The organism is Paenibacillus sp. FSL H8-0034 (assembly GCF_038000305.1).
Classification (GTDB): domain Bacteria; phylum Bacillota; class Bacilli; order Paenibacillales; family NBRC-103111; genus Paenibacillus_S.
Genome location: NZ_JBBOBS010000001.1, coordinates 4,177,208 through 4,201,576, shown reverse-complemented (window position 1 = coordinate 4,201,576; position 24,369 = coordinate 4,177,208). Strand labels below are relative to the sequence as shown.

The window sequence follows — 24,369 nt, the reverse complement described above, 5'->3', positions numbered from 1 at the left end:
CCGTTACGCCCCTCCTTATCACCGCCTCTTATTGCTGCGTCTTTCTCCATGTGTCAATCTGTGCTTTGAGCTCCTGTGCCACTTTATCGTACCCTGCCGCTTTCAGCTTATCTTCCCGCTGCTTAATGATTTTATCAATATCGTCAAGCCCGTTGTCCAGAATCGGCTTGAACTCCTTATGGATGGCTACAAGCCGGGCCATTTCGTTTTCTACGTTTTTTCGGTCAAAACTAAATGAAATCAGCGGATCAACCAACGCCGTTTCATTCAGCTTCTTTGTCTGCTCCCATACATCGTCCGGCTGACCCGGCAGCAAGTAGGAGTTGAATACGTTGCCGATCATCCAGGCCGGCAGCGAATACCCTCCTGGCTTCGGCTCAATCCGGTTGTCTGTCAGTTTGGTGTAATCCTGCCCTTCGATACCGAACGACAATAGATTGATTAATTCCTTATCGGTATTGATCAGATCGAGCAGCTTCATCGCCAGCTCGGGATGCTTGGATGTGGAGCTGATCGCCGTTAGCGTCGATAGGGCACCGCTGCGCTGTATGATCGGCTGCCCTGTTGGAATGTTGACGACCTCAAAGCCATATGCCGCCTTCAGTTCGGCATCCGCACCCGGCTTCTGCCGACCGTAGCGACTGAATATTTTGCCAGCTTTAATCAGAGACAGCTCATCCTTGAGCGTTGCTACATCCTGCGGGAAAAATCCTTTCTGATACCACCCGCGAAACGTTTTGAACGTATCCGCCTGAAGCTTCACACCGTCCTCAACCTTCCAAGTCGCAGCATTAACGACAAACAAATCCTCGATGATCGTTCCCGACCTTTTAAAAGAAAAGCTGGTAGTTCCTTCACGGACCGGAATGATTCCAGGCTCCTTGTCCTTGACGGTTTGCAGCGCTTGGGTCAAATCCTCCATACTTTTAATGGTCTTCAAGTTAATGCCGTGCTTCTCCGCGATATCCTTTTTAAACCAAATGCCATCTTGGCTGGCCATGATCTGATTGTTCGGCATGCCGTACATTTTTCCGTTGATTTTGACGGCATCCCAAATTTCCTTACGCATCATTGCTTTCAAACCCGGATAATTTTCAATCATCGCATCCAACGGGATATAGGCTCCGCGATTCACATTGTTGACATAACTGTTCGCCCATGCAGACGTAAAAGCCAAATCGTACGCTTCGCCCGACGACATTACCAGCTGCATTTTGCTGTCGTAGTCTCCGGGATTGATAAATTTCATTTCCAGTGTCGCGTTGATTTTTTCCTGGATTCGCTCATTGGCCTTGTTCAGTACCGCTTGCGAATTTTTCGGTTCGCTGCTGCGAACATACCAGACGAGTTTTTCCGGCTTACCCTCCGGCTGGACAGCATGACTGGAAGGCTTGGTTCCTCCTGACTGGCAACCGCTCAAAACTGAGCCCGCAAGTAAAATAGTCCCTGCCGTAATCCCCGTTATCCTTTTGATCGTATTCATTAGTAATTACCCTCCGCATGTCATTATTTTGAAGCCAAGATGGATATTTATTGCAGCCCTACCCTTTGACTGAACCTACTGTCAGGCCCTTGGCAAAATATTTTTGGAAAAAAGGGAATATAAGCAGCATAGGCCCTATAGCCAGCATGCACATCGCCAACCGCATATTTTCTGTAGGTAAGGAGGCCGCAGCCGACCAATCGACAAGCCCGTTTTCCTGCATATTTTTTGTGATTTCACTTATATTTTTCAGCATCACCTGCAGCAAGTATTGAAGCGGATACATCTCCTGGCTGGAGACGAACAGCAATGCCGGATACCAGGAATTCCAGTAAGTGAGCAGCTGCATCAGACCGACGGTTGCCAGAACCGGCTTCGACAGCGGCACAATGATCTCCAGATAAATGCGAAGCTCGCCAGCGCCATCGATCGTCGCCGATTCTACAAGCGCATCCGGCAGCTGCTGAAAGAACGTTCGCATCAGAAAGACATAAAACACATTGACGAGCACCGGAATAATGAGCGCCGCATACGTATCCTGTAAATGCAGGTAATTCGTCATCAGGATGTAAAACGGGACGAGGCCACCGTTAAATAGCATAGTAAAAAACAAATAAAAAGTGATCACGCTTCGGTATGCAAAATCTTTGCGTGATAACGGGTACGCGCAGGAGGAGATCATAAGAAGCGACAGAAAGGTACCCAGTACCGACATGATCGTCGTCACCTTATAAGCGTTAAAAAGCGTCATGGGTGAAGATAAAATATAACGGTACGCTTCCAGATCAATTTGAATCGGTAGAAGCCGGTACCCGTGAGCGGCGATGTCTTGATCGTTAGATAACGAGACGGCTATGATCGCGACAAGCGGTATAACAAATACAATACTCAGACAAATCATAAAGAGATGAATGCATCTTTTGAACCATAGCTCCGTTCGGCTGGCAGTCAAGCCCGTTTCCCTCCTCTATATTTTCAAATTAAAACAGCGCATTGTCCGCATTGCGTCGTTTGACGAACCAGTTCGTACCGATGACGAGCACAAAGCCGACGGTCGATTTGATCAGTCCCGCCGCTCCTGAGATGCCGATATCTCCATTCACCGTGAGTGCACGGAATATGTACGTATCGATAACATCCGTCGTTTCATACAGCGTAGTGGAATTCATCGGGAGCTGGTAAAAGAGGCCGAAATCCGCATCTAAAATGTTGCCTATCGCCAATATCGTCAATATCGTCATCACCGGATACAGAAACGGCAGTGAGATGTGCCAAAGCATTTGCAACTTATTGGCGCCGTCGATTTTGGCCGCTTCGAAATAGGCAGGATCGACTCCCATAAGCGCTGCGTAATAAATGATTGCCCCCATCCCTACCTCCTTCCACCACTGGGCGAGTGGAAAAATATAGAGCCAAGGATCGCTCAAATTGTAATAGTCGAGCGGCGCGTAACCGAACCATTCCCTCGCTTGATTGAGCATACCCGAACGTGGATTCAGAAACGCGTAAGCCATGTAGGCCACGACAACCCAGGATAGAAAATGCGGGAAGAGCAGTACAGTCTGATACACCTTCAGCATCGAACGGCTTGTTATTTCATATAACAGCAGAGCGATGACAAGCGCGCCGAGCAGATTCATACCAATAAAGATGGAATTGTACCCCAGCGTATTTCGTACGATTCGCCATAAATCGGGGGAATCGAGCAAAAATCGGAAATTGCTGAACCCTACCCAATCGCTGCCAAGCAGTCCTTTGTTGAACTGATATCGCTTGAAAGCTACGATAACCCCGAACATAGGTATGTACTTGAAGACAAAAATGAATAAAACCATCGGCATGGTTAACAGCAGTAGAAAACGGTTTTTGCGGAACGTTTTCCATCTGCTCCCGAGCCGGACCGACCAGCGGCTAGCGGACGAACGTCTTACAGTTACGGATTGCCAATCTTGCACTGAGCTGCACCTTCTTTTCCTTCAGAGGTATGGGGCTGATGTGCTCCTATCGTACTGTAAGCAGCCGATGTCGGTAAGGGTTAAAATGAGTGAAATGGTTTAAAATCGTAGTCTAATCATCCTCAAATGGTTCAAACAACCCCAATTCCAATTAAAAAACCTTATCAATCGGCAGCTGCGCGATTCATAAGGTGAAGGTTTCCCTCTCAATTGTTTTTACGATTGATTCAACCGGGTGAGGCTCAGCTTCAAGCGGTAGTCGGTAGGGGTGGCACCCACATGTTTTTTGAAAATGGTATAAAAGTATTTCTTGTTCTCCCAACCGATCCGGTCAATAACTTGATCAATGGTCAGGTTGGTTTCGCCAAGCAGCTGTTTTGAATTCTCAATCCGGACCGCTGTCAAATAATCCGACAAGGAACGAGCGCCTTGATCCCGGCATAGCTTGTTCAAATACGCAGGTGTCATATTGAACAGAGCGGCGATGCCATGCGGAGAAAGCGCGTAATCGGCATAGTTCTCTTCGATATATCGATAGGCCTGCGCGACAATGAGACCGGTGCGGTCGTTTTTATTCCTGCCAAGCCGCTCTGTAATAACGTGGAACAAGCTATGAAAATGCTCATGAATTTCCACCAGCGTCTCCGCACTTTTGATCTTCCTGTCAAACTCGGAGAAACCGCTCTCAAACGATATCGTACTGTTGCTTTCCATTACGTGCAGTTGATTAAAGACGGCCGAGGATATGTAGGATATTACAAGCATGATGTTGTTATAGTCGCATTTGGAGACAAGCTCCGTGAGCCGGGCGTACGTCTCCTCCATTTTCTCCAATTTCCCTTCCTTAATCGCACCCAGCAGCTGCTCGACAAACGGATGGTCGATTGGAAACGATTGCGGCGAATCTGCGAACTGATCCTCTCTAAAGAGCATGCATCGATGTCCGTATTTCAGCCGATCGTTGGATAAATCCAGCGCATCCTTATATATGTAGGGTAAATCTCTGAGATTCATCGCCGCCTCGCTCACGAAGACAGATACCGTCAGTGAACAATAGCGTTCAAAGCTTTCGAGCACCTGATGCAGGGATCGGGATAGTTCCAGCCTTCCATTCTCTGATAATTTGCCTTCCTCCTCCGTATTCAAGATCAATACAACAACGTCTTCATCCAAATCAACCGCTTCACAGGTATGGAACTCTGACATAATTTCGCTGGCGATGTTGGTGAGAGCATATCGGAGCAGCGCCCTATCGGACTGCTTGTACCGCTCGCAAAATTCGCTATAGTGATCGATTTTCATCACCGCAACAGCTACAGGCCTGCCGGGGTCCAACGTAATTCCATATTCGTGCAGCCATTCGCCTTCTTTCTTATTCGGGGGGAATCCGGTCAGAAGCAAATCCGACAATGATTTCTGCTTTAAGGTGAATATATGGCTGCTTCGAAAACGCTGCAGCTTTTGCACCGGGGTGTACAAGTTTATAGCCAGCAGAAAAGCGGCATATGAGCCAACTACCAGCATGGTAAGCGCGATACCCAGCGTAATGTAGTTTACCTTGGCGGCAATATTCGCAATCGTGCTGTAGGCTGTAACACCAACAAGCTGCCATTGGAGTGAATCGCTGCCTGCGTAGGTTACCACAGATTGGACGCCATCTATTTCCGTTACAAAATAACCCGATTTTTCGGAAGAATGGATAATATCCCGCACATAAGGGATTTCTGCGGCATTTGTCAAAAATTGCTCGGGATCGGTATGCGCCATCACTCCACCATCTCGGCTGACGAACCAGAAGCTTTTGTTATCCAGCGTATCGAAGCTTCCTAAGGTCAATTGATTGAGAAGTATATCTATGTTTACATTGAAAATGAGTGCGCTCTTCAGCCCACCATCCAAATAATACTCGGGCTGCACATACGATAACACGTTCATGGTTTGCTCCGGGTTCGTTTCGCTAAGAGGCATCCTTCTCGGGATAGGAGCAAGCTTCGGTAATGTGCTGCCCTTCTTCAGGATAGTTGCCGCCCAAGGATCAAAATCACTCCCCCTTCGTATCAGCGGATTGGAGCCTATTATATAATACATATCCTCCTGACCGTTGTACACATAAAACGAACCTATATACGGATTCGATTTCAGCATAAGATCAAGTGCTCTCATACTGCTGAGCTGCTCGTAAATGGACAGATTCTGTCCGTTCATGAGATTGACCGCATCCAGATTATTGGATAAAGAAACCGCATAGTTCCTGACATAAGTATGAACCTGCTCGGCATTATAGATAACCTGATGCATAATCTCTTCATTTGACCGATTGATCAGTTTACTGTTGTAGCTTTTAAAATAGATGTAAAAAAACAGCGAGAGCACCATCACCAGTAACGTTGTTACCAGCGTCATTTTAATAAACATATTAGAAAAATAGTTATCTGGCCGCTGCTTCTTCATCCCTGTATACCTCCATCCGATTATTTCTACCTGTTTTAAATTCATTATATCGGCTCCTTAATCGGTTGAATAGCGTATAGTGACAATACAAACCAAATCTGAACCATTTCTCCAAATTTAAACCGTTTTATAATGTTAAGATGTATAGACAACCGAAATCTACCCAGAAAGTATTCGCCAATGTAGGGTTTTCTGCTCAATCGTTATGATTTGTGGCAATATTGGGCTCGTAACTCCAAAATACAAGATCGCCAGGAACCAAATCAGCCGCGCTTACTGTCACGCTATTCTCTAAGCTAAATCGGGCCTGTTGCTCCGCCGTTTATCGCCACTATGCCGCTCTGGGCGAGTCCGCGATACCAGAAAACAAAGCCGATAAGCATGCTGAACAGGGAGTCATAAGCAAGGCTCCATAGTGCGGAACCACTGATACCCTTCCGCATAACCGTAACCGCAAACGATAATGATGCCATCGTGAACCGTGAAGGCTCCAAGGCCGGAAAAAAAAGGGTCAGAAGTGTCGATCATTTAATATCGGGGTATCCGCCAAGAAGTGGTTCGGAAAGGAAATTTGAATTTTACGTGCATATTGCACATAATTATGTTACGATGATTTATGTGCATATTGCACATAAAATTAATTGGAAGAAGGGTTAAAACCTATGAAGGCAGCAATTGTGAAGGAAAAGGGGACATTCCCCGTTATTGGCGAATTTGCTTCGCCAGTCGCAGCAGAGGGACAGGTCTTGGTGAACGTGATGGCAGCGGGCTTGAGTCGACTCAGCAAGTTCCGATCCATGGGCTTACATTACTCATCCGAATCAACCTTTCCTCTTGTAGCCGGTGTTGACGGTGTAGGGACACTTGAAGACGGTTCACGCATATATTTTGCGCTGCCTACTGCACCTTACGGCAGTTTGGCCGAGCAAACAATGGTCAGTGAAAAGGTGATTATCCGTTTACCAGATGGCATTGATGACGTCACGGCAGCAGCTATCGCCAATCCGGCTATGTCATCGTGGGCTGCTTTGAAATTTCGAGCCCACTTCAAATCGGGACAAACGGTCTTGATTAATGGCGCTACCGGTTCATCCGGCAGCTTAGCTGTTCAGATTGCTAAGAGCATGGGAGCCAAAAAGGTCATTGTAACGGGACGCAACGAATCTAAGCTGCAAGCGCTTGAAGCCGATCAGGAAATTGCTTTTGATATGACAGTCGAAAATGGCGGACAAAGCTTTGAAAACGCCCTGCAGCCGGTTATAGCTGAAGGCGTTGATATTGTATTGGATTACCTTTGGGGCGAAAGCGCAATCGCCATCATGTCTGCTATTGCAAAGAACAGTACAGATCGTGCCACCCGCTTTGTAAGCATTGGAACGTCAGCGGGACAAGAAAACATCGAGTTGCCCTCATCGATTCTCCGATCGTCAAAAATTGAACTGGTAGGTAGCGGCGGTGAGAGTGTTTCCAAACTCGAAATGATATCCTCTGTTAAGGATGTTTTTGAACTAGTCGCCGAAGGAAAAATAAATATGGCAACGACAGAGTTTTCGCTGGAAGATATCGAAGAAGCCTGGAATGCGCCATTGATGCCTCGTGCAGTGGTCAAAATTAAATAAATGGAAAATGATATTTTTAAAGCGCTGGTTGATTTATTTTCCATTATTAATCGGACGGACCGCGATAAGAAAATGATTGCGACTGCTGGCGTTAATTTGGAAGCCGCAGCCTTCCGTGTTTTCGGTGGTATCGCCCATCTCCAACAGACTAGTGTTGGGGATTTGGCTGTCATACTCGGGAAAAACTACTCGAGTATCAGTCGGCAAATCGATAAGTTGGAGGCCGCCGGGCTGGTTCGAACTTATCCATCCAGTTCAGATTCTCGCATACGTATGTCCGAACTGACGAAGCATGGGGAAGAAATCAATTCCATAATAAGTCTCACTCGTCAGCGTATCATGCGAGAAGCGTTGGCGGATTGGACAATCGAGGAAAAAAATGGGCTGTTAAATCATTTGAAACGATTGTTTGAAGCGCTGCAAAAGTTCGACTAGAAGTCCCGGACTGAAAGTCACGCGCTGTGATACGGGCTGATGGAAACAGTAGAACGGCAAGAACTTGTCATTTATGAAGAAGCGGTTATGACCGCTAAAGTTAAACAGCAGCATGAACACAACAAAGCCCGCCATCAATTGAATGCGGGCTTGCTGTATTCTAAGGCAGGGATGATCTCCGGAAGGACGCTCTACTTTCGATTCAACAATCTTGTTAGGATGACAACAGCTTCAGCTCGTATTAAGCTATCCTGCTTATTGCTTACTATGCAAGCATCTTCTTGTTGCTACACGGTCCATTGCATCGCATCATCACAATTACTGAAAGCCAATTATCGAATGAGGCACATACGGCTCCTCTAACGACGCAATTTCATCAGATGTTAACGTAATCGAAAGAGCAGCTACCCCATCTTCGAGATGAGACATTTTCGTAGCACCGATGATAGGAGCTGTTACCGGTTCTTTCTGCAGCAACCAGGCAAGCGCAATTTGCGCGCGGGGAACGCCGCGATTTTCTGCTATTGCCGCAACCCGTTCTACGACCAATCGATCGGTATTTGCAGTCGCATCGTATTGGGATTTCTGAATTTGATCGGTTTCGGAGCGATGGGTCGTTTCCTCCCAATCACGCGTCAATCTTCCTTTTGCAAGCGGGCTATACGGAATCACAGCGATTTTTTCTACCTTGCAAAGCGGCAGCATCTCCCTCTCCTCTTCACGATATATGAGGTTCAAATGATTCTGCATGGATACAAACCGGGTCCACCCGTTTTTTTCAGCTACATGTAACGCCTTCAGAAATTGCCATGCGTACATGGCAGAGGCGCCTATGTATCTTGCCTTACCAGCCTTCACCACATCATGCAAGGCTTCCATCGTTTCTTCAATAGGAGTATTGTAATCCCAACGGTGAATTTGGTACAGATCCACATAATCTGTTCCCAGTCGCTTCAGACTTTTATCAATTTCACTCATGATTGCCTTGCGGGAAAGTCCGGCACCGTTTGGACCTTCATGCATACGGCCATGAACTTTTGTTGCGAGAACAATTTCATCACGATTAGCATATTCCTTTAAAACCCGCCCAGTAATCTCCTCACTTGTTCCGTCAGCATACACATTTGCCGTATCAAAAAAATTGATACCAAGCTCCAGGGCTTTTTTAATAATCGGACGACTGTGCTCTTCATCAAGTACCCATGGATGATGCCAGCGCTCTGCTACGCCAAAGCTCATACAACCAAGACAAAGTCTGGATACATCCAAGCCGGTATTTCCAAGTTTTACATATTGCATTTGATAGTTCCTCACTTTTCCATAGATTTAGTTTCGTTCAAATAAGAGCATTACCTATATGTCCCTGTTATTAACTAAACTCTTGACGACGAGGCAATGAGAACCATAACGCATCAAGCCATGCCAGATCTTGTTCCGTTAATTCCTTCATGTCGGCAGCGCGCAGGCTCGCGTCCAATTGCTCTGGGCGACTTGCACCAATGATCGCGGAAGTAATTCCTCGTTGTTGTGTGACCCAACGGACGGCCGTCGTGACCGGATCATAGTCGTGCTCTCGGCACCAAGATTGGTAACGTTCAACAGCGTCAAATGACGCCTCTTGCCAATAACGCTCCCGATACAATAAACCTGCATTGTTCCCGAGCCCAAAACGAGTCCCCTCCTGGATACTCTCGTTTTTCCCGTAGCGGCCAGTTAACATGCCACCCGCGAGGGGGTTGTAACTGATAATTCCAACCCCCTCGTCAAGTGCCATCGGAACCAAATCATCCTCAATCATCCGAAACAAAAGATTATAGCGCGGCTGAACACTCACAATACGAGTGTAATTTTTTCTATCCGCAATTCCGTTTGCCTTTGCCACTTGCCAAGCTCGCCAATTCGATACACCAATATAACGAACCTTGCCTTGACCAACGAGATCATCAAACGCGCGCAAAGTTTCATCCATGGGTGTGATTGGGTCAAATTGGTGCGTTTGATAGAGGTCAAGATAGTCCGTTTTTAGGCGGCGAAGACTGTCCTCTACGGCGGTCAAGATGTGTTTCCGACTCAACCCCTTATCATTTGCCTCAGGTCCCATCGCGCCAAAACATTTTGTTGCGAGGACCACTTTATCTCGTTTGCCCTGCAGCCATTCTCCGATAATCGATTCCGTTGCACCCGCGATTGCATACGATGTCCGCCCAATTGGATACACATCGGCTGTGTCGATAAAATTCACTCCATGAGCAAAGGTTTTGTCGAGAATTTCGAAACAGGTCTTTGGGTCCGCCTGATTGCCAAACGTCATCGTTCCCAAACAAAGATTTGTCACTTGTAAACCCGTTCTTCCAAGCGGATGAATGTTCATTACAACTCCCCTCTCAAGCCTTGTTTAATAGCCATTCCATAACTCTTGTTAGTGTTAAAGGATATAACCTTATTATGCAATAAATGAATAAACGACCGTTATCTCATTTGTCTTAATTGATTGCCTAATCCTCTCAATACCTTAGTACAGATACACATATAAGAACCTTGAGTTTAAATTCAAGGTTCTTTGAGAAGGTGATTTGCTTTTAATAAATAGTCGGTACCATTCCCCCATCCATACGAATTGGAGAACCTTTGAATGCGGATGCATAAGGACTACATACAAATGTAGTTAGTCTACCTATTTCAATAGGCTTGATAAATCGCTGTATTTCAGATTGAGGGAGGTTTGTAGTCATAAATTTTTTCTCTTTTTCTGAAAAAGTCATCTCTTCATTAGGGTACATACTCTCTATAATTTGCTGCACATTTTCAGAGAGTGTGGGTCCTGGCATGATCGTATTGACTGTAACTTCTGTTCCTATTGTTAATTTAGATAAGCTTTTTGACAATGCTAATAGCATTGATTTTGTCATACCATACTGAGGCATTAGTCCGGAAGGCATAATGGCTTCTTCACTTGCAATAAAAATAATGCGGCCATAATCATTTTTCAACATTTTAGGCAAATAAAATTTAGACAAGCCATTTGCAGCAAGAACATTAGTACGAAAGTATTTGATCCATACTTCATCATCAACGTCCTCATATTGCATAATTTCATAAATACCCATGTTGTTTACTAAAATATCAATATTGGGGTATTTTTCAAATAAAGCTTCTCTTTGCCCAATATCCACAATATCTGCTGTAGCATTTTGAGGTGATGTAGCCGGGAACTCCGACTTAATTTCATGTACAACTCGTTCTACCTCTTCATCATTTCGTCCATTAATGAGTACATTCACACCTTCTTTGGCAAGTTCAATGGCAATTGCTTTACCGATACCTTTCGTTGATCCTGTAACTAAAGCTGTTTTATTGTTTAATCCCATATCCATCCTACCGTTCTCCTTATCATTTGTCTTGTGCTCCGGGTAGTGATTATATTACCTTGTCTGGATGGATCCGTAACTAGCATATTACGCCAAAGTTCTTGTTGAACACGCCAAATGATAAAACTCAGTAAAGTGTCGTCATTCCTGGCCATTTTCTGATGTCGAGTTTGCACCTAAATGTTCAGTGCGCCAATTTGAAGGCGTATTACCTTCCCAAAGGCGGAAGGCGCGGTAGAACGAGTTCTGGTCTTCATATCCAATCAAGAAAGCTACTTCTTTAATATCAAGTAAGAGATCAGCCAAGTACTCTCGTGCTTGCTCATGTCTAGCTTGTGCCAACAGCTGCTTGAAGCTTGTGTTTTCATCGGTAAGTCGGCGCTGCAAGGTACGATCGCTCATACCCAACTCCTTCGCGACAGCCTGTATGTCGGGGCGCCCTCCTGTGAGGCTGCGTTTCATGATCCATTTGACCGTCTCGGTAATTGATCGGCTGCGCTGCTGTTCATCCACCGATCGGTCCAGAACGGGAGTCAGTATCTCCAGCAACTCTTCGTTGTAGGAGACAAACGGGCGGTCCAGATCACTTCGATGCAGTGTCAATCGGTTACATGTTGCACCGATCCGGATAGGGCAGCCGAAGTATGCTTCAAGGACTTGTATATCGCCCATTGAGTGCGAAAATTCGACAAACTGTGCCGTCAAAGGTTGACCTGTGCCCCGTCGCCCAAGCTCCAGAAGACATGCCAGCGTAATACCAACCAGCATCGGTGGACCGGGTTGCTCCGTATGCAGCCATTCCAGTTCGATCGTACAGTGCTCGCCCTCCTCGGTAATACGTAAGCCTTCTGGGGGACACAGTTGTTTGTACCGAGCCATTCGGTTTAGCGCATCGCGGTAGTCACGAGCGTGGTAAGTCGCCAAGACGGTCGGTGGGTACTTCGCTGTTTCAAAGACGGTCGCAAGCTGGATAATTCCTTGGGCAGTGTCACCAATGAGATCGGAATAAGCCTGCCAGATCGCAAAATATTGCGCGGTGGTGACTACTTGTTCCGTAATAATGGTGAGCGGCAGTCGTGCTTTGCGAGCTACATCGTGGGCGGCAATTCCTATCTGATTTAATCCTGCCCAAAATCCTGCCGGGATTTTAATACGGTCAGAGGTATGAGAATTCATACATAAGTTCCTCCTCTAGCTGCTTACATATTTATTATTTTGGGTTGTATACTGGGCACGCTCCAGTTCTTCGGCAATGATGCGAACCCCTTCTTCAATATCTTGCTCATCGGTCCGAATGCTGCTAAGGCGCAGCAAGGGAAGAAGCGCTTCTTTGGCTACAACAAAATAACCACTTTTCAGATGTGAATAAATGAGATATTGATTTTCAAGTTCCTGATAAAAACGCCCTCCGCTTTGAATAGGTCGGCCTACTATCTGTACCCTTACAGAAGGATTATTGTTTAGTATACATCGTATTTTGTATCTACTATAATACTACTAATCGTACAGAAGTGTATTTTATAAATATTTTCGAACCTTGATATCGCGAAGCGTCGAGTGCATTTTTGTATTAAAATTTTTTGAGGTGATTGTAATGAACCAAACGACAAGCGGCTGGATTAATGGCCTCCTGGGCGTACTCATCTTCAGCGGCTCGCTGCCCGCAACGCGGTTGGCTGTGATGGATTTTGATCCGTTATTCCTCACGGTATGCCGTGCCGCCATTGCAGGGCTGTTAGCAGGAGTGCTTCTCCTCATATTCCGGCAGCAGCGGCCTGTCCGAAGCGACATCGTTCCGCTATTGTTAGTAGCACTCTGCGTGGTAGTAGGTTTCCCACTTTTGACAGCCTTGGCGCTTCAGTATGTCACATCTGCGCATGCAATTATCTACATTGGGCTACTGCCGCTTTCGACGGCGATCTTCGGCGTACTGCGTGGCGGTGAACGCCCGCGGCCTACCTTTTGGATCTTGTCAGCTTTAGGCAGCTCCCTTGTAGCAGGATTTGCCCTCGCACAAGGGGCTACATCTTCGCCGGTAGGTGATGTGTTAATGCTGGCTTCTATCATTGTGTGCGGTTACGGTTATGCGGAAGGGGCGCGACTCTCACGGAGGTTAGGGGGTTGGCAGGTGATCTCTTGGGCGCTCGTTCTGTCGCTTCCCGTTATGTCACTGCTCTCGTTTTATTACATGCCGATTTCGTGGACAGGTATCAGTGGCTCCGCACTCTGGAGCCTTGCTTATGTCTCCCTGTTCAGCATGCTCATCGGCTTTGTGTTCTGGTATCGAGGTCTTGCTCAGGGAGGTATTGCAGCGGTCGGGCAGTTACAACTCCTCCAGCCTTTCTTCGGTCTGCTGCTTTCAGCTCTCGTTCTGCACGAGTCAGTTGGTTGGCCTATCTTTATCGTAAATATCGGTGTTGTACTGTGCGTGGCGATCGCACGGCGATTCGCATCCAAATAGTTTTCCACTCCCATTCTCAGGGCAAGCCAGTTGGGGAACAGCAGCAGCAGACCTACGACAGAGCTTTCTTCCGCCTTAGGCAAGCTAGCAATCTTATTTATGTATTTTCCTGTTATGGACATAATGATCACAATTAGAACTAAATCACTTTATTTTATAATCATGTAATAATAACGGAATCGTTCTGTGCCACCAAGAGTTGGGATATGATGGGTATTAGACATTCATAATTGAATATTGGAAATAGGTGCTTACCTGCTGCGAGCGTATACAGGTGAGCTTAAAAGGGAAGTTCGGTGTAAAACCGACGCGGTCCCGCCACTGTCATGGTTGAGTTACTGCAAAACGCCACTGGTTGATTTTCAATCGGGAAGGCTGCTGGTGACGATGAGACCTATAGCCAGGAGACCTGCCTGTTTCAACAGCGCTGTTAAACCTACGGGAAATAGGGAGGTGTTAGACGATCCATCATTTAACAAAATGAGGTGTCTTCCCCCTATGCTCATTCCGGGAAGGACACCTTTTTTATTTATTAATTGTATTTATTCCTTTTTTTTCCATGAGTTAATAACAAGTCGAATGACGACGAGGAGGACTAAAATGCGTTACGATTTGATTCATTTTTTGTCCCATGTGGAAGACGAACGAATTATAGCCTCTTTCATTCAAAATTTCACTTTTGAAGACTTGGAAACCCTCATTTGTCATCTCGAATACACAGATCCTGCGACGCGTGAGCGTTGGCTGAATCTGTGTAACAAAACGCTTCACTTTTGAGTAAAATGATGATCCTTAATCCAGTCGGATACAATCAGGAATACATTGTCTTTCATTAATGGACTAAATGTGGGGTCATTCACAAATTCCGATTGCTTTGGAATCGTATCCAGCAGCATGACCCCATTGGTTTCAAATCCGTTCGGCAGCTCCCTAAGGACACTCACCTTTGAAATATAAATATTTTTCACAAATACTAGACGAGCTTGTTCAAAAATTAAATATTGTCCAATCCTTTCAATCGAATCGAGTTCACCACCAGTCTCTTCATACATCTCTCTGATAACCGTTTGTGTAACTGATTCGCCTTCCTCCCTATTCCCTCCAGGTAGTTCCCAACCGCGACAATGATGCTTAACAAGAACCAATTTACCTTGATAGAAGGCGAAAATCAGTACACAATTAGCTTCTTCAATTAAACTTTTCTTCGTTAAGATTATATTTTGATTGGGCAAAGCCCCAAGAAACTCATAATTCATTATTACCACCAACTTACTTTTTGTTAAGGACAGCCATAATTTATGCTTATGTTTGACTTCCAATCCGCTCATGCCGATATGTCAATACTCTCGATTTCGTTCTCATCTCATCATACTCGTCCTCAGCGGTTGAATCCCAGGTAATTCCTCCCCCTACTCCATACACAGCCAGCTGCGTATACGAATCTACAAGAACTGTGCGGATGGCCACGTTAAACGTGATACCCTCGCCCGGTACAGCGAGCCCAATGGAACCGCAATAAATATGACGCGGCTCCTTTTCCAAGGATGAGATCATCTTCATGGTAGAAATTTTGGGTGCCCCGGTTATCGACCCACATGGGAACATGGCCTGGAATACATCGAACAGGGTGACCCCAGGTTGTGTATTGGCTTCTATGGTCGAGGTCATTTGGTACAACGTAGGATATTCCTCGATTTCAAACAGATGTGGAACCTTAATAGTGCCTGTCTTGGCAATCCGACCTAAATCATTCCGAAGGAGATCCACAATCATCACATTCTCTGTGCGGTTCTTCTCCGATTCGAACAAAGTTTGTTTGCTGCCCGTTATGGGAAGAGTACCTTTCATTGGCTTGGTACGAATGTGCTCTCCATTCCAGTGGAAGAAAAGCTCTGGTGAAACCGATAAGATCCGATAGCGCCCCACATTTAAATATGCAGAATAATTAGTTTGGACATCTCGCAAATCTTCGTAATAGGCAAAATCATCTCCAGTAAACTTAGCCTTCAAACGCGTGGAATAGTTGACTTGGTACGTCTCTCCACGAGCAATCGCCGCATGAATGCTTTTAATATGGTTTGTATACTCCACGCGGTTCGTACCTGCACTCCAGTCTGAAACGGAGTACATCCCCTTCGGCGCTATGTCGTCCTCTTCTACTGGCTTCTCATAGACACCAAACCACACTAAAGGAAACTCTGCATCAGGTTCACACACGCTGAAATGTCTCTCGAAAGCGGGTGCGCACTCATATGAGACATAACCGGCCACATAGAACTGCCCATCGATAGCCTCCTGAACCTTTTCAAAAATCCCACTGATCTCCTCCAATTTGTGGGTTTGCCAAATCTGCAGAGGCTTCTCAAATTTCATTCTTTTCTGATTAAAATCAATGATGATAGTTGGTTCAAGCTTCATATCCTACCCTCCGCTTCTGTTGCTTGATAACCTTTTAATCTATGCCAGATTACAAGCCTTTATAGGAGTCTGTTTCGTATAGAATCCAGAATCTTACATCGGAAATTACATACAGGGTTCCAGATACGACTGCGAGCTCATCCTTGCTCGTCATTTCAGATAGGCATTGTAAGGCTTCCTTCCAATCTGGCTTGAGGTACACCATGGTCTGCAAATCATTTTCCGCGAATCTTTAAAATAACCCATTCGAGCATTCCCCCTTAAAGTAAAAAAGCATTCGATCCTAAGATCAAATACTTTGCCCAGGCGTACGGCGATATGAATATGTGCTCCCTCGTGGTTCACCACGTTTACGCCAGTCACACATATCTAATATTCCATCTATACCAGTTAAATACGCAGTCCATAGATTAAGCTAGAACAGCTTTGTTACAAGAAAGATATCACAAATCGGTAGGTATAAGGTAACTGAATTAAACTATATCTGGTCATATCCTTAGGCTATAACGGATTCGTTTCAAAAATCAAATAGGAAATCACGATCCGTCAATGCCTCCACATGAAGGGTACGAACATATCCGTTTCCTTTTTTGGAAAAGAAATCGTGCTGCTTTGTACGTGTGCTGATTCCATTCAGGACTATTGGATTAATATCCTCCTCTGGAAATATAGGTTCGAGCCCCAGATTCATGAATGCTTTGTTGGCATTATAGCGGATAAATGCTTTCACTTCGTCAGTTAATCCTACAGATTGGTAAAGTTCCTCTGTGTACAGCTCTTCATTGCTATGCAAATTGCGAATAAGACTCTGAAGCTTATCGAATGCCGATTGCTGCTCGTTTTCATCCAATTGCGCATATATTTCTTGAGCGAGCATGCCAATATACAACCCGTGAATGCTTTCATCACGCAGTATCAGATTAATGACTTCACCACTACTCGTCATTTTACCTTGCCCTGCCAAGTAAAGCGGATAAAAAAATCCACTATAAAACAGATAACTCTCCAGCAATACAGAGGCCGCCATCGCCAAATACAAATCCTCACGCGTCTTAATGCCATTATAATATTGGGAGATCGTCTCTGCTTTGATTTGCAAGCAACGATTGCTTTCTATCCAGCTGAAAATGTTGTCGATCTCTTCAGTTGAAGCCAGTGTTGTGAAAATACTGCTATAAGATTTGGCATGAATTTGCTCCATCATCCCCATAAAACCGAGCACGGCTTTACGCTGCAGCCCGTCAACCCATTCAAGTATTTTGGGCATGCCAACGCCACCCTGAACCGTATCCAGCAGGGTCAGCCCCCCAAGTACTTTCATATACAGCTCCCGCTCGTCATGGCTCAGCGTCAGCCAAGACATTTGATCATCCGACAAAGGAATCTCTTCATCCGTCCAAAACTGCATCATATTTTGCTTCCAGAAAGTGTCGGTAAAATCATCATCCGGACGGTTCCAATTTACAGCTTTCCAAACACTCATTTTCATCTTTCCCCTTCCCCTAAACGGAGCAACTGATGCATTCTTCGATGGACAATCTGTTCGTCCGGGTATAATAGAGCGATTTTAATCCTTTTTTAGCTGCATAAATGTAGTAGCGAGCAAGCTGCCTTGTCGTGATGTCACTGTTAACATGGAGCACGGTTGAGATTCCTTGATCGACATGTATTTGAATTTCAGCAATTAGATCCAACACCTTAAATTGATCCATCTGATAGGCAGATTTATAGTAAAAGAAATTATCCCGGCTCATGTACGGCATCGGGTAATAGGTGGTTGAGTTGGCATAGGTGCGGGTTTCAATCGGCTCCACAATCGGCATCACGCTTGATGTAGCGTTCTGAATATATGAAATGCTCTGCGTCGGGGCAATTGCCAGGCGGTAAGCGTGATATAATCCATGCTTCTGCACAGCAGCCTTCAAATTCTCCCAGTCTTCCGGAGACGGAACTGGAATCCCGCTGAACAATAGCTTCACTTTGCTGGTAACCGGTCGGTAGTCCGTTGTCAAGTAACGGTCGAAGTACGTACCATTCGCATAGTCCGAATGCTGGAAGCCTGTAAATGTGACGCCACGCGTTTTTGCAATTTCCATGCTTTTTTCCAAGGAATAATAATTCATCATCATAAAAAAAGTGCGGACAAAATCTTGAGCCTCATCGCTTTCATACGCGATTTTATTTTTGGCAAGATAGCCGTGAAGGTTCATAGCTCCCAATCCGACCGAATGCAGCTCCCGGTTTGCTTTTGCAACACCCGGCGCATTGGCGATGTTCGTCATATCGCTTACGGCTGTTAGGGCGGTCATCCCGTCGTGGACAGATTCCCTCACTTTTTTCCATTCCATGACATTGGCAATGTTCAGGGAGGCGAGGTTGCAGCTTATATCCCGACGGATCAGATCCGGGCAACCATAATCGGTGATTTCCGAAGTTTCTTGCAATTGGAAGATTTCCGTACACAAGTTTGACATGTTGATCGTACCCAGCTTTTTCAGAGGATGGGAACGGTTGGCGTTGCTTTTGTTCATGATATAAGGATAACCCGATTCGAGCTGGATCATCGCAATTTTGATTAACATGTCCCGTGCGCTCATCACTGTCTTTTTACGCACCCGGTTATCGGCCAGCAGTTGGTCGTACATATCATCAAGATCCATATCATCCAGGTATTTTCCGTACGCTTGAAAAACAGAATAAGGAGCAAACAGATGCAACGGCTTGTTATCCTCAGCAAGCTGATAAAACTTGTCAGGCACAATCAAACCAATCGATAATGTCTTGAGCCGCATTTTCTCATCCGCGTTAATCTTCTTGCTATCTAAAAGCTCCATGACATCCCATCCAAAAATATGATAATAGGCTGCTCCTGAACCTCTGCGTTGACCCATCTGGTCTGCGTAGGAGAATGCATCCTCCATCAGCTTGAGTACCGGCATAATTCCTTTGGCCGCGCCCTCAACACCTTTAATCGGCTCACCACGACCGCGAAGCTTGGACAAATTGACCGCTACACCACCTCCAATTTTCGAAAGCTGCATGCAGGTACCGAGTACATAGTTAATCGAGTTGAGCGAATCATCGGTTTCCAGCAGAAAGCAGGATACCATTTCACCGCGCCTGCTTTTCCCTGCATTCAGAAATGTCGGAGTCGCCGGCTGCATTCGCTGCTCCATCATGGACGTGGCCAAATCCCTTGCTATTTGCATCTCACCGCCCGCCAGATACAAAGCTACAATTGCAACTCTGTCCGGATAATGCTCCAAGTAAATGGAATGGTCGTTGCTTTTCACCGCATAATCCGTATAAAATTTGGAGGCCGCCATATAAGACGGGAACTCGAAACGAAAGCTATGACTGATTTGGTAAATCTCATCGACTTCATCGTGAGTGTAGCGTTCATACACATTTTCATAATAATCGTTATCAATCATGTACCGAACTTTGGTCGAAGTATCAGCGAACTGGATGGTCTTCTGGTATACTTCTTCCATGAAAGCCGCTACGGCTTCCCTGTCTTTATGCAGCTGAAAAAAACCGTCCGCGTCTCGCTGCATAAGCAAATTGTTCAACTCAATGTGCTGCAATCAAACTCACCTCCTGAATAAACCTCTCTACATCCTTACTCGTTCCTGAAAGCTCGAATTTCCCCAGTACAGGTACCCCGTATAACGCTGAGATATGATCGGCGCTGCGTGCAAAGCCTTCACCCCAGTTTCGGTTACCGCTAGCAGATACACCCATTAAATGCGAATGGTTTTTTTTCAGAAAAGAAGATACTTTTTCAGGAACCTGACCGAATCCGGTGGTATAGGTAACTAACACGAAAGACTCATTTAAGTCCTCCATCTTATCCTCAATTTGAATCGCTGGCATATTCAATTTTTTAACAAAACGGCGTACATTTCCCGTCTTGGTGTCGTAGGCGATCAACATATTTAGTCCTCCCATTCCGTTCATTGCTCTAAAGTTAACAATAAAAAAAGCACATCCGGAAGCCATAAGGGCCGAATGCACCAAAGCGAGCAGACGAATTTTCGCCTACCTCGTCACGGACGAAGCGATCACCTTACCTGTTCTCCGCAGGAATCGTGTCAATGAACAGGCAGGTCTCCTGGCTCGAGGATCAACGTATTCGATCCGCCTTCCCGACTTTGTATGATACAAAATCAGTGGCCAACCAGATCGATACTTCTCTCTTACAGTGGCGGGACCGCACCGGTTTTTCACCGGACTTCCCTTTTAAGCCTTTTCGTTCACTTTAAACAAAAAAGCACCTGTCATAACAATATATAGTTGTTAATTAACGATTTATACAAATATATATCAATATATTGTAATTGTCAATTGTGATATATGCGTAGTTTCCACAAAGAAAAAGAGCCAGCGCATATGCGCCAGCCCCTATGAATCAAGAAACAACTATGAGTAGCTTAAACCCGGATAAAGCGGGAATTGTGCAGTTAAATCCTTCACCATGCCGCGTACTTCTTCATGAACAGCTTCGTCGGACTGGTTTTTTAATGTTAATGCGATGATTTTTGCAATTACTTTCATAGCTTCTTGGTTCATGCCACGAGCGGTAGCAGCAGGTGTGCCGATACGAACACCACTTGTCACCATGGGCTTAGCAGGGTCAAATGGAATCGCATTTTTGTTTACCGTTACGCCTACTTCATCCAACAAATGCTCAGCAGCTTTACCAGTGATGCCAAGGCTGCGAAGGTCGATCAGCATCAAATGGTTGTCGGTACCGCCGGATACAAGATCAATACCTTCAGCCAATAAGGCTTCGGATAAGGTTTTAGCGTTATTGACAACGTTGTGCGCGTAGGTTTTAAATTCTGGCTGAAGCGCTTCGCCAAAAGCAACTGCTTTGGCCGCAATAATGTGCATCAATGGTCCACCTTGGGTACCCGGAAATACCGCTTTATCAATCGCTGCTGCCCATGGCTTACGGCACAGGATCATACCGCCTCGAGGTCCGCGAAGCGTTTTATGGGTAGTCGTTGTGACAAAATGCGCGTGTGGAACCGGACTCGGATGCAAGCCTGCTGCTACAAGACCTGCAATGTGAGCCATATCAACAAACAATAAGGCGCCCACATCATTGGCAATTGAAGCCAACGCTTCAAAATCGATGATGCGTGAATAGGCGCTGGCACCGGCTACGATCATGCGGGGCTTGTCCTTGAATGCCAATTTGCGGACCTCGTTATAATCGATACGCGCATCGTCTTCTCTTACACCATAAGCAACAAAGTTATATAAAATACCGGAAGCATTCACAGGACTACCGTGAGTTAAGTGGCCGCCATGTGCAAGGTTCATGCCCAGCACCGTGTCGCCAGGCTTCAGGGCTGCCAAATAAACCGCCATATTAGCTTGCGCACCGGAATGTGGCTGTACGTTCGCATGATCAGCACCAAACAATTGTTTAGCACGCTCACGCGCAATATCCTCAACGATATCCACGTATTCACAACCACCATAGTAGCGTTTACCCGGATAGCCTTCCGCATACTTGTTCGTCAGCACGGTACCCATTGCCTGTATGACAGCCTCACTCACGAAGTTCTCGGAAGCGATCAATTCAATTTTATCTCGTTGACGACCAATCTCCAAATTCATAGCCTCAACAATTTTGGGATCTTGTTTGCGTAAATGTTCCACAGTCCTGTTCTCCTTAGTAGACATGTTCTTAATAGCACGTACGCACACGGTCAAAGCCTGCTGCGTACGTGTTTGTGTAACCACTATAACCTTGTATTCTATCTATATACTAAAATTACACGAGTGCGGAATGTTTTGTACGGGCAATCTTCGTCGCATCAACCATGTTTCGCAAGGAATCAACCGTCTCTTGAAGTCCACGGGTTTTAAGTCCGCAGTCCGGATTAATCCAGAACAGCTTAGGATCCAATACCCGCAAAGCGCGTTCGATCATGCTGGTCATTTCCTCCACACTCGGAATACGTGGGCTGTGGATATCGTATACACCTAAGCCGATTCCAAGCTTGTAAGTGTTCAGCTCGAAACTGTGAATCAGTTCGCCGTGGCTGCGGGATGTTTCAATGGAAATAACATCGGCATCCATCGCTTCTATCGAATCAATCATGTCATGGAACTCGCAATAGCACATATGCGTATGGATTTGTGTTGTTTCCTGTACGGTGCAGGTGGCTATACGGAAAGATTTGACTGCCCACTCCAGATAATTGGCTTGCTCAGCTTCCTTAAGCGGCAGCCCTTCGCGAACTGCTGGCTCATCGACCTGAATCATACCAATGCCCGCCTGCTCAAGTGCTTCCACTTCTTGTCTCAGCGCATACGCCAATTGGTAGGCAATTTGCTCACGCGGTATGTCTTCACGGACAAATGACCAATTCATGATCGTAATAGGACCGGTCAGCATTCCTTTAACTGGATGCGCGGTTTGCGACTGGGCATATTTGGTTTCTTCCACAGTCATTTCACCGGTGAACGCTACATCCCCGAATATAACCGGAGGTTTAACGCAACGGGAACCGTAGGATTGGACCCATCCGTTTTGTGTAAATGCAAAGCCTGCAAGCTTTTCGCCGAAAAACTCGACCATATCCGTTCGTTCAAACTCCCCGTGCACCAGTACATCCAGACCAATTTCCTCTTGAAGCTTGATCCAGATATCGATTTGTTCCCGGATAAAGCCAGCATACTGCTCTTGGCTCCATTCACCCTTGCGCCACAATTGGCGTGCTTTTCTCACTTCAGCAGATTGTGGAAAGCTGCCGATTGTCGTTGTTGGAAAAAGGGGTAGCTGCCATTTGGCCTGTTGAGCGGCATAACGCTCGGCAAAAGGCAGGTTGCGCTCCGGCTTTTGAGAATTAACAGCAGCTACGGCTTGCTGGATATCGCTGCGGTTGCGCTCTTCTGACTGCTGAAGTGCCTGAATAACACGGTCACTGTGATCCAGTTCATCTTTCACTCCGTCGCTGCCTACAGCGACAGCTTTTGTTAAAAGGACCAATTCGTTAAGCTTTTCATCCGCAAATGCGAGAGCATTCTTCAGTTCAGATGAGAGCTTAGTCTCACGTTCTGTTGTTACCGGAACATGAAGCAAGCTGCATGACGACTGCACGATGAGGCGATCGGCTGTAACGAGTTCAGTGAGTTGTTCCAGTAGTCCCAGTTTGCCCCGAAGTGACGCTTTCCAAATACCGCGACCGTCGATGACGCCTGCACCTAAAACCTTGTCATCCGGAAACCCGAGCGTTTTAATCGAAGATAGATTACCGGATAGACCATGTACGAAATCAAGTCCAATTCCTTTGACTGGCAACGCGACGATTTCACTGTATTGGTCGACAGATTCAAAATAGGTTTGCAGTATGATGTTCAGATTAGGCACGGATGCAGCAAACGTCTCATAGATAGTCTTCAATCGCTGGATATCAGGACCACTTAGCTTCGTCACGAGAACAGGCTCATCGATTTGTACCCATTGAACTCCTTCTGCAGCCAACTCCTGAAGAACCTGCACATAGAGTGGTAACAACCGATCCAACCAGGAATCAAACTCCGATTGGCTGTATCCTTTTGATAATTTCAGGAAGGTCAATGGTCCCACGATAACCGGTTTGCCTTCAATCCCAAGCTTTTCCTTAGCTTCCCGATAAGCTGCAAGAGGTTTATTTTCGGTAAGCACCGGAGATGCATCAGCCAATTCAGGTACAATATAGTGATAGTTGGTGTTAAACCACTTGGTCATTTCGCTTGCTGTAGCATCCTTCGTCCCACGAGCCATCCCGTAGTAGACAGACAAAGGCACCGCGCCACCTTCATAAGAAAAACGCTTCGGAATAATACCGAACATGGCAGCTGTATCCAATACATGGTCGTAATAGCTGAAATCATTAACCGGGATCAAATCGATGCCTTTCTCTTGCTGTTTACGCAAATGATTCAATCGGATGTCCTGCAGCTGGCGGTGAAACTCTGCTTCCTCAAGCTTGCCTGACCAGAAAGCTTCAAGCGCTTTCTTCCATTCCCGATCCGCACCAATACGCGGGTATCCTAAAGCACTACTCTTCACCATCTATAAAAACTCCTCTACAATTTGTTATAGAAAACATATCATAGATTTCCAGATATAACGTAACTGGATTAAACTATATCTAGTTATAGCCTGAGGATATAA

At 45.8% G+C, this 24,369-nt stretch carries 20 protein-coding genes, 1 pseudogene and 3 riboswitches; of the genes and pseudogenes, 4 read left to right on the top strand and 17 right to left on the bottom strand.

What is annotated here, in order from left to right:
• Nucleotides 1-28: 28 nt before the first annotated feature.
• The 5 genes and pseudogenes from NST47_RS19035 to NST47_RS19015 form a co-directional block, all read right to left on the bottom strand.
• On the bottom strand, nucleotides 29-1,483 hold the full coding sequence (locus NST47_RS19035; protein ID WP_341156515.1) for an ABC transporter substrate-binding protein: 1,455 nt from the start codon (nucleotides 1,481-1,483) through the stop codon (nucleotides 29-31).
• Between the two features lie 58 nt (nucleotides 1,484-1,541).
• Entirely contained in the window at nucleotides 1,542-2,435 is an 894-nt protein-coding gene (locus NST47_RS19030) for a carbohydrate ABC transporter permease (protein WP_341156514.1), read from the bottom strand.
• A 28-nt stretch (nucleotides 2,436-2,463) separates the two neighbouring features.
• The gene (locus NST47_RS19025; protein WP_341156513.1) at nucleotides 2,464-3,438 is read right to left on the bottom strand and encodes an ABC transporter permease; all 975 of its coding nucleotides are present in this window, start codon (nucleotides 3,436-3,438) and stop codon (nucleotides 2,464-2,466) included.
• 216 nt (nucleotides 3,439-3,654) lie between these two features.
• The gene (locus tag NST47_RS19020) at nucleotides 3,655-5,934 is read right to left on the bottom strand and encodes an AraC family transcriptional regulator (RefSeq protein ID WP_341156512.1); all 2,280 of its coding nucleotides are present in this window, start codon (nucleotides 5,932-5,934) and stop codon (nucleotides 3,655-3,657) included.
• Nucleotides 5,935-6,212: 278 nt separating this feature from the next.
• Nucleotides 6,213-6,314 (bottom strand): annotated as a pseudogene (locus NST47_RS19015) (EamA/RhaT family transporter); the annotation flags it as partial.
• A 237-nt stretch (nucleotides 6,315-6,551) separates the two neighbouring features.
• On the opposite strand from NST47_RS19015, the gene NST47_RS19010 reads away from it, so the two are divergent.
• Nucleotides 6,552-7,508 carry a quinone oxidoreductase family protein gene (locus NST47_RS19010; protein ID WP_341156511.1) on the top strand — a complete coding sequence of 319 codons (957 nt, stop codon included), beginning with the start codon at nucleotides 6,552-6,554 and terminating at the stop codon, nucleotides 7,506-7,508.
• On the top strand, nucleotides 7,509-7,943 hold the full coding sequence (locus tag NST47_RS19005) for a MarR family winged helix-turn-helix transcriptional regulator (protein ID WP_341156510.1): 435 nt from the start codon (nucleotides 7,509-7,511) through the stop codon (nucleotides 7,941-7,943).
• 318 nt (nucleotides 7,944-8,261) lie between these two features.
• Here NST47_RS19005 and NST47_RS19000 read toward each other — a convergent pair whose 3' ends face one another.
• The 5 genes from NST47_RS19000 to NST47_RS18980 form a co-directional block, all read right to left on the bottom strand.
• A complete protein-coding gene (locus tag NST47_RS19000) occupies nucleotides 8,262-9,242 on the bottom strand; it encodes an aldo/keto reductase (RefSeq protein WP_341156509.1) in 981 nt (326 codons plus the stop codon).
• A 70-nt stretch (nucleotides 9,243-9,312) separates the two neighbouring features.
• A complete protein-coding gene (locus NST47_RS18995) occupies nucleotides 9,313-10,314 on the bottom strand; it encodes an aldo/keto reductase (protein WP_341156508.1) in 1,002 nt (333 codons plus the stop codon).
• A gap of 208 nt (nucleotides 10,315-10,522) precedes the next feature.
• Complete coding sequence (locus tag NST47_RS18990; protein ID WP_341156507.1) at nucleotides 10,523-11,317, bottom strand: SDR family NAD(P)-dependent oxidoreductase; 795 nt, start codon at nucleotides 11,315-11,317, stop codon at nucleotides 10,523-10,525.
• Between the two features lie 135 nt (nucleotides 11,318-11,452).
• On the bottom strand, nucleotides 11,453-12,487 hold the full coding sequence (locus NST47_RS18985; RefSeq protein ID WP_341156506.1) for a helix-turn-helix transcriptional regulator: 1,035 nt from the start codon (nucleotides 12,485-12,487) through the stop codon (nucleotides 11,453-11,455).
• Nucleotides 12,488-12,502: 15 nt separating this feature from the next.
• Nucleotides 12,503-12,625, bottom strand: coding sequence for a hypothetical protein (locus tag NST47_RS18980; protein WP_341156505.1), 123 nt, complete (start codon nucleotides 12,623-12,625; stop codon nucleotides 12,503-12,505).
• 280 nt (nucleotides 12,626-12,905) lie between these two features.
• Here NST47_RS18980 and NST47_RS18975 point away from each other — a divergent pair, with 280 nt between their 5' ends.
• A complete protein-coding gene (locus NST47_RS18975) occupies nucleotides 12,906-13,772 on the top strand; it encodes a DMT family transporter (protein ID WP_341156504.1) in 867 nt (288 codons plus the stop codon).
• A gap of 228 nt (nucleotides 13,773-14,000) precedes the next feature.
• Nucleotides 14,001-14,203: riboswitch (cobalamin riboswitch) on the top strand.
• Nucleotides 14,204-14,372: 169 nt separating this feature from the next.
• Entirely contained in the window at nucleotides 14,373-14,549 is a 177-nt protein-coding gene (locus NST47_RS18970) for a hypothetical protein (protein ID WP_341156503.1), read from the top strand.
• Here NST47_RS18970 and NST47_RS18965 read toward each other — a convergent pair.
• From NST47_RS18965 to metE, 7 genes are all read right to left on the bottom strand, one after another.
• Complete coding sequence (locus tag NST47_RS18965; protein ID WP_341156502.1) at nucleotides 14,540-15,100, bottom strand: NUDIX domain-containing protein; 561 nt, start codon at nucleotides 15,098-15,100, stop codon at nucleotides 14,540-14,542. The two genes, NST47_RS18970 and NST47_RS18965, sit on opposite strands and share 10 nt — an antisense overlap.
• Complete coding sequence (gene pabB, locus NST47_RS18960; protein ID WP_341156501.1) at nucleotides 15,075-16,190, bottom strand: aminodeoxychorismate synthase component I; 1,116 nt, start codon at nucleotides 16,188-16,190, stop codon at nucleotides 15,075-15,077. The genes NST47_RS18965 and pabB overlap by 26 nt, the downstream gene beginning before the upstream one ends.
• A 293-nt stretch (nucleotides 16,191-16,483) precedes the next feature.
• Nucleotides 16,484-16,563, bottom strand: a riboswitch (ZMP/ZTP riboswitch).
• 144 nt (nucleotides 16,564-16,707) lie between these two features.
• Entirely contained in the window at nucleotides 16,708-17,673 is a 966-nt protein-coding gene (gene nrdF / locus NST47_RS18955; RefSeq protein WP_341156500.1) for a class 1b ribonucleoside-diphosphate reductase subunit beta, read from the bottom strand.
• 19 nt (nucleotides 17,674-17,692) lie between these two features.
• Nucleotides 17,693-19,777 carry a class 1b ribonucleoside-diphosphate reductase subunit alpha gene (gene nrdE / locus NST47_RS18950; protein ID WP_341156499.1) on the bottom strand — a complete coding sequence of 695 codons (2,085 nt, stop codon included), beginning with the start codon at nucleotides 19,775-19,777 and terminating at the stop codon, nucleotides 17,693-17,695.
• Nucleotides 19,764-20,126: a class Ib ribonucleoside-diphosphate reductase assembly flavoprotein NrdI gene (gene nrdI, locus NST47_RS18945; RefSeq protein ID WP_341156498.1), complete on the bottom strand. Its 363-nt coding sequence runs from the start codon at nucleotides 20,124-20,126 to the stop codon at nucleotides 19,764-19,766. The genes nrdE and nrdI overlap by 14 nt, the downstream gene beginning before the upstream one ends.
• A gap of 151 nt (nucleotides 20,127-20,277) precedes the next feature.
• Nucleotides 20,278-20,486: riboswitch (cobalamin riboswitch) on the bottom strand.
• 126 nt (nucleotides 20,487-20,612) lie between these two features.
• Nucleotides 20,613-21,863 (bottom strand): serine hydroxymethyltransferase, encoded by a 1,251-nt coding sequence (gene glyA / locus NST47_RS18940; RefSeq protein ID WP_341156497.1) that lies wholly within the window; start codon nucleotides 21,861-21,863, stop codon nucleotides 20,613-20,615.
• 115 nt (nucleotides 21,864-21,978) lie between these two features.
• On the bottom strand, nucleotides 21,979-24,267 hold the full coding sequence (gene metE / locus NST47_RS18935) for a 5-methyltetrahydropteroyltriglutamate--homocysteine S-methyltransferase (protein WP_341156496.1): 2,289 nt from the start codon (nucleotides 24,265-24,267) through the stop codon (nucleotides 21,979-21,981).
• Between the last annotated feature and the right edge of the window lie 102 nt (nucleotides 24,268-24,369).

Bases quoted from the DNA above. Each gene is read 5' to 3' on its own strand.
- NST47_RS19020 (WP_341156512.1), bottom strand. From the start codon at position 5,934: ATGAATTTAAAACAGGTAGAAATAATCGGATGGAGGTATACAGGGATG.
- NST47_RS18975 (WP_341156504.1), top strand. From the start codon at position 12,906: ATGAACCAAACGACAAGCGGCTGGATTAATGGCCTCCTGGGCGTACTC.
- NST47_RS18970 (WP_341156503.1), top strand. From the start codon at position 14,373: ATGCGTTACGATTTGATTCATTTTTTGTCCCATGTGGAAGACGAACGA.
- NST47_RS19005 (WP_341156510.1), top strand. From the start codon at position 7,509: ATGGAAAATGATATTTTTAAAGCGCTGGTTGATTTATTTTCCATTATT.
- NST47_RS18995 (WP_341156508.1), bottom strand. From the start codon at position 10,314: ATGAACATTCATCCGCTTGGAAGAACGGGTTTACAAGTGACAAATCTT.
- NST47_RS19035 (WP_341156515.1), bottom strand. From the start codon at position 1,483: ATGAATACGATCAAAAGGATAACGGGGATTACGGCAGGGACTATTTTA.
- nrdF (WP_341156500.1), bottom strand. From the start codon at position 17,673: ATGAGTGTTTGGAAAGCTGTAAATTGGAACCGTCCGGATGATGATTTT.
- pabB (WP_341156501.1), bottom strand. From the start codon at position 16,190: ATGAAGCTTGAACCAACTATCATCATTGATTTTAATCAGAAAAGAATG.
- nrdI (WP_341156498.1), bottom strand. From the start codon at position 20,126: ATGTTGATCGCCTACGACACCAAGACGGGAAATGTACGCCGTTTTGTT.
- NST47_RS18990 (WP_341156507.1), bottom strand. From the start codon at position 11,317: ATGGATATGGGATTAAACAATAAAACAGCTTTAGTTACAGGATCAACG.
- NST47_RS19010 (WP_341156511.1), top strand. From the start codon at position 6,552: ATGAAGGCAGCAATTGTGAAGGAAAAGGGGACATTCCCCGTTATTGGC.
- NST47_RS18965 (WP_341156502.1), bottom strand. From the start codon at position 15,100: ATGAGCGGATTGGAAGTCAAACATAAGCATAAATTATGGCTGTCCTTA.
- NST47_RS19000 (WP_341156509.1), bottom strand. From the start codon at position 9,242: ATGCAATATGTAAAACTTGGAAATACCGGCTTGGATGTATCCAGACTT.
- NST47_RS18985 (WP_341156506.1), bottom strand. From the start codon at position 12,487: ATGAATTCTCATACCTCTGACCGTATTAAAATCCCGGCAGGATTTTGG.
- metE (WP_341156496.1), bottom strand. From the start codon at position 24,267: ATGGTGAAGAGTAGTGCTTTAGGATACCCGCGTATTGGTGCGGATCGG.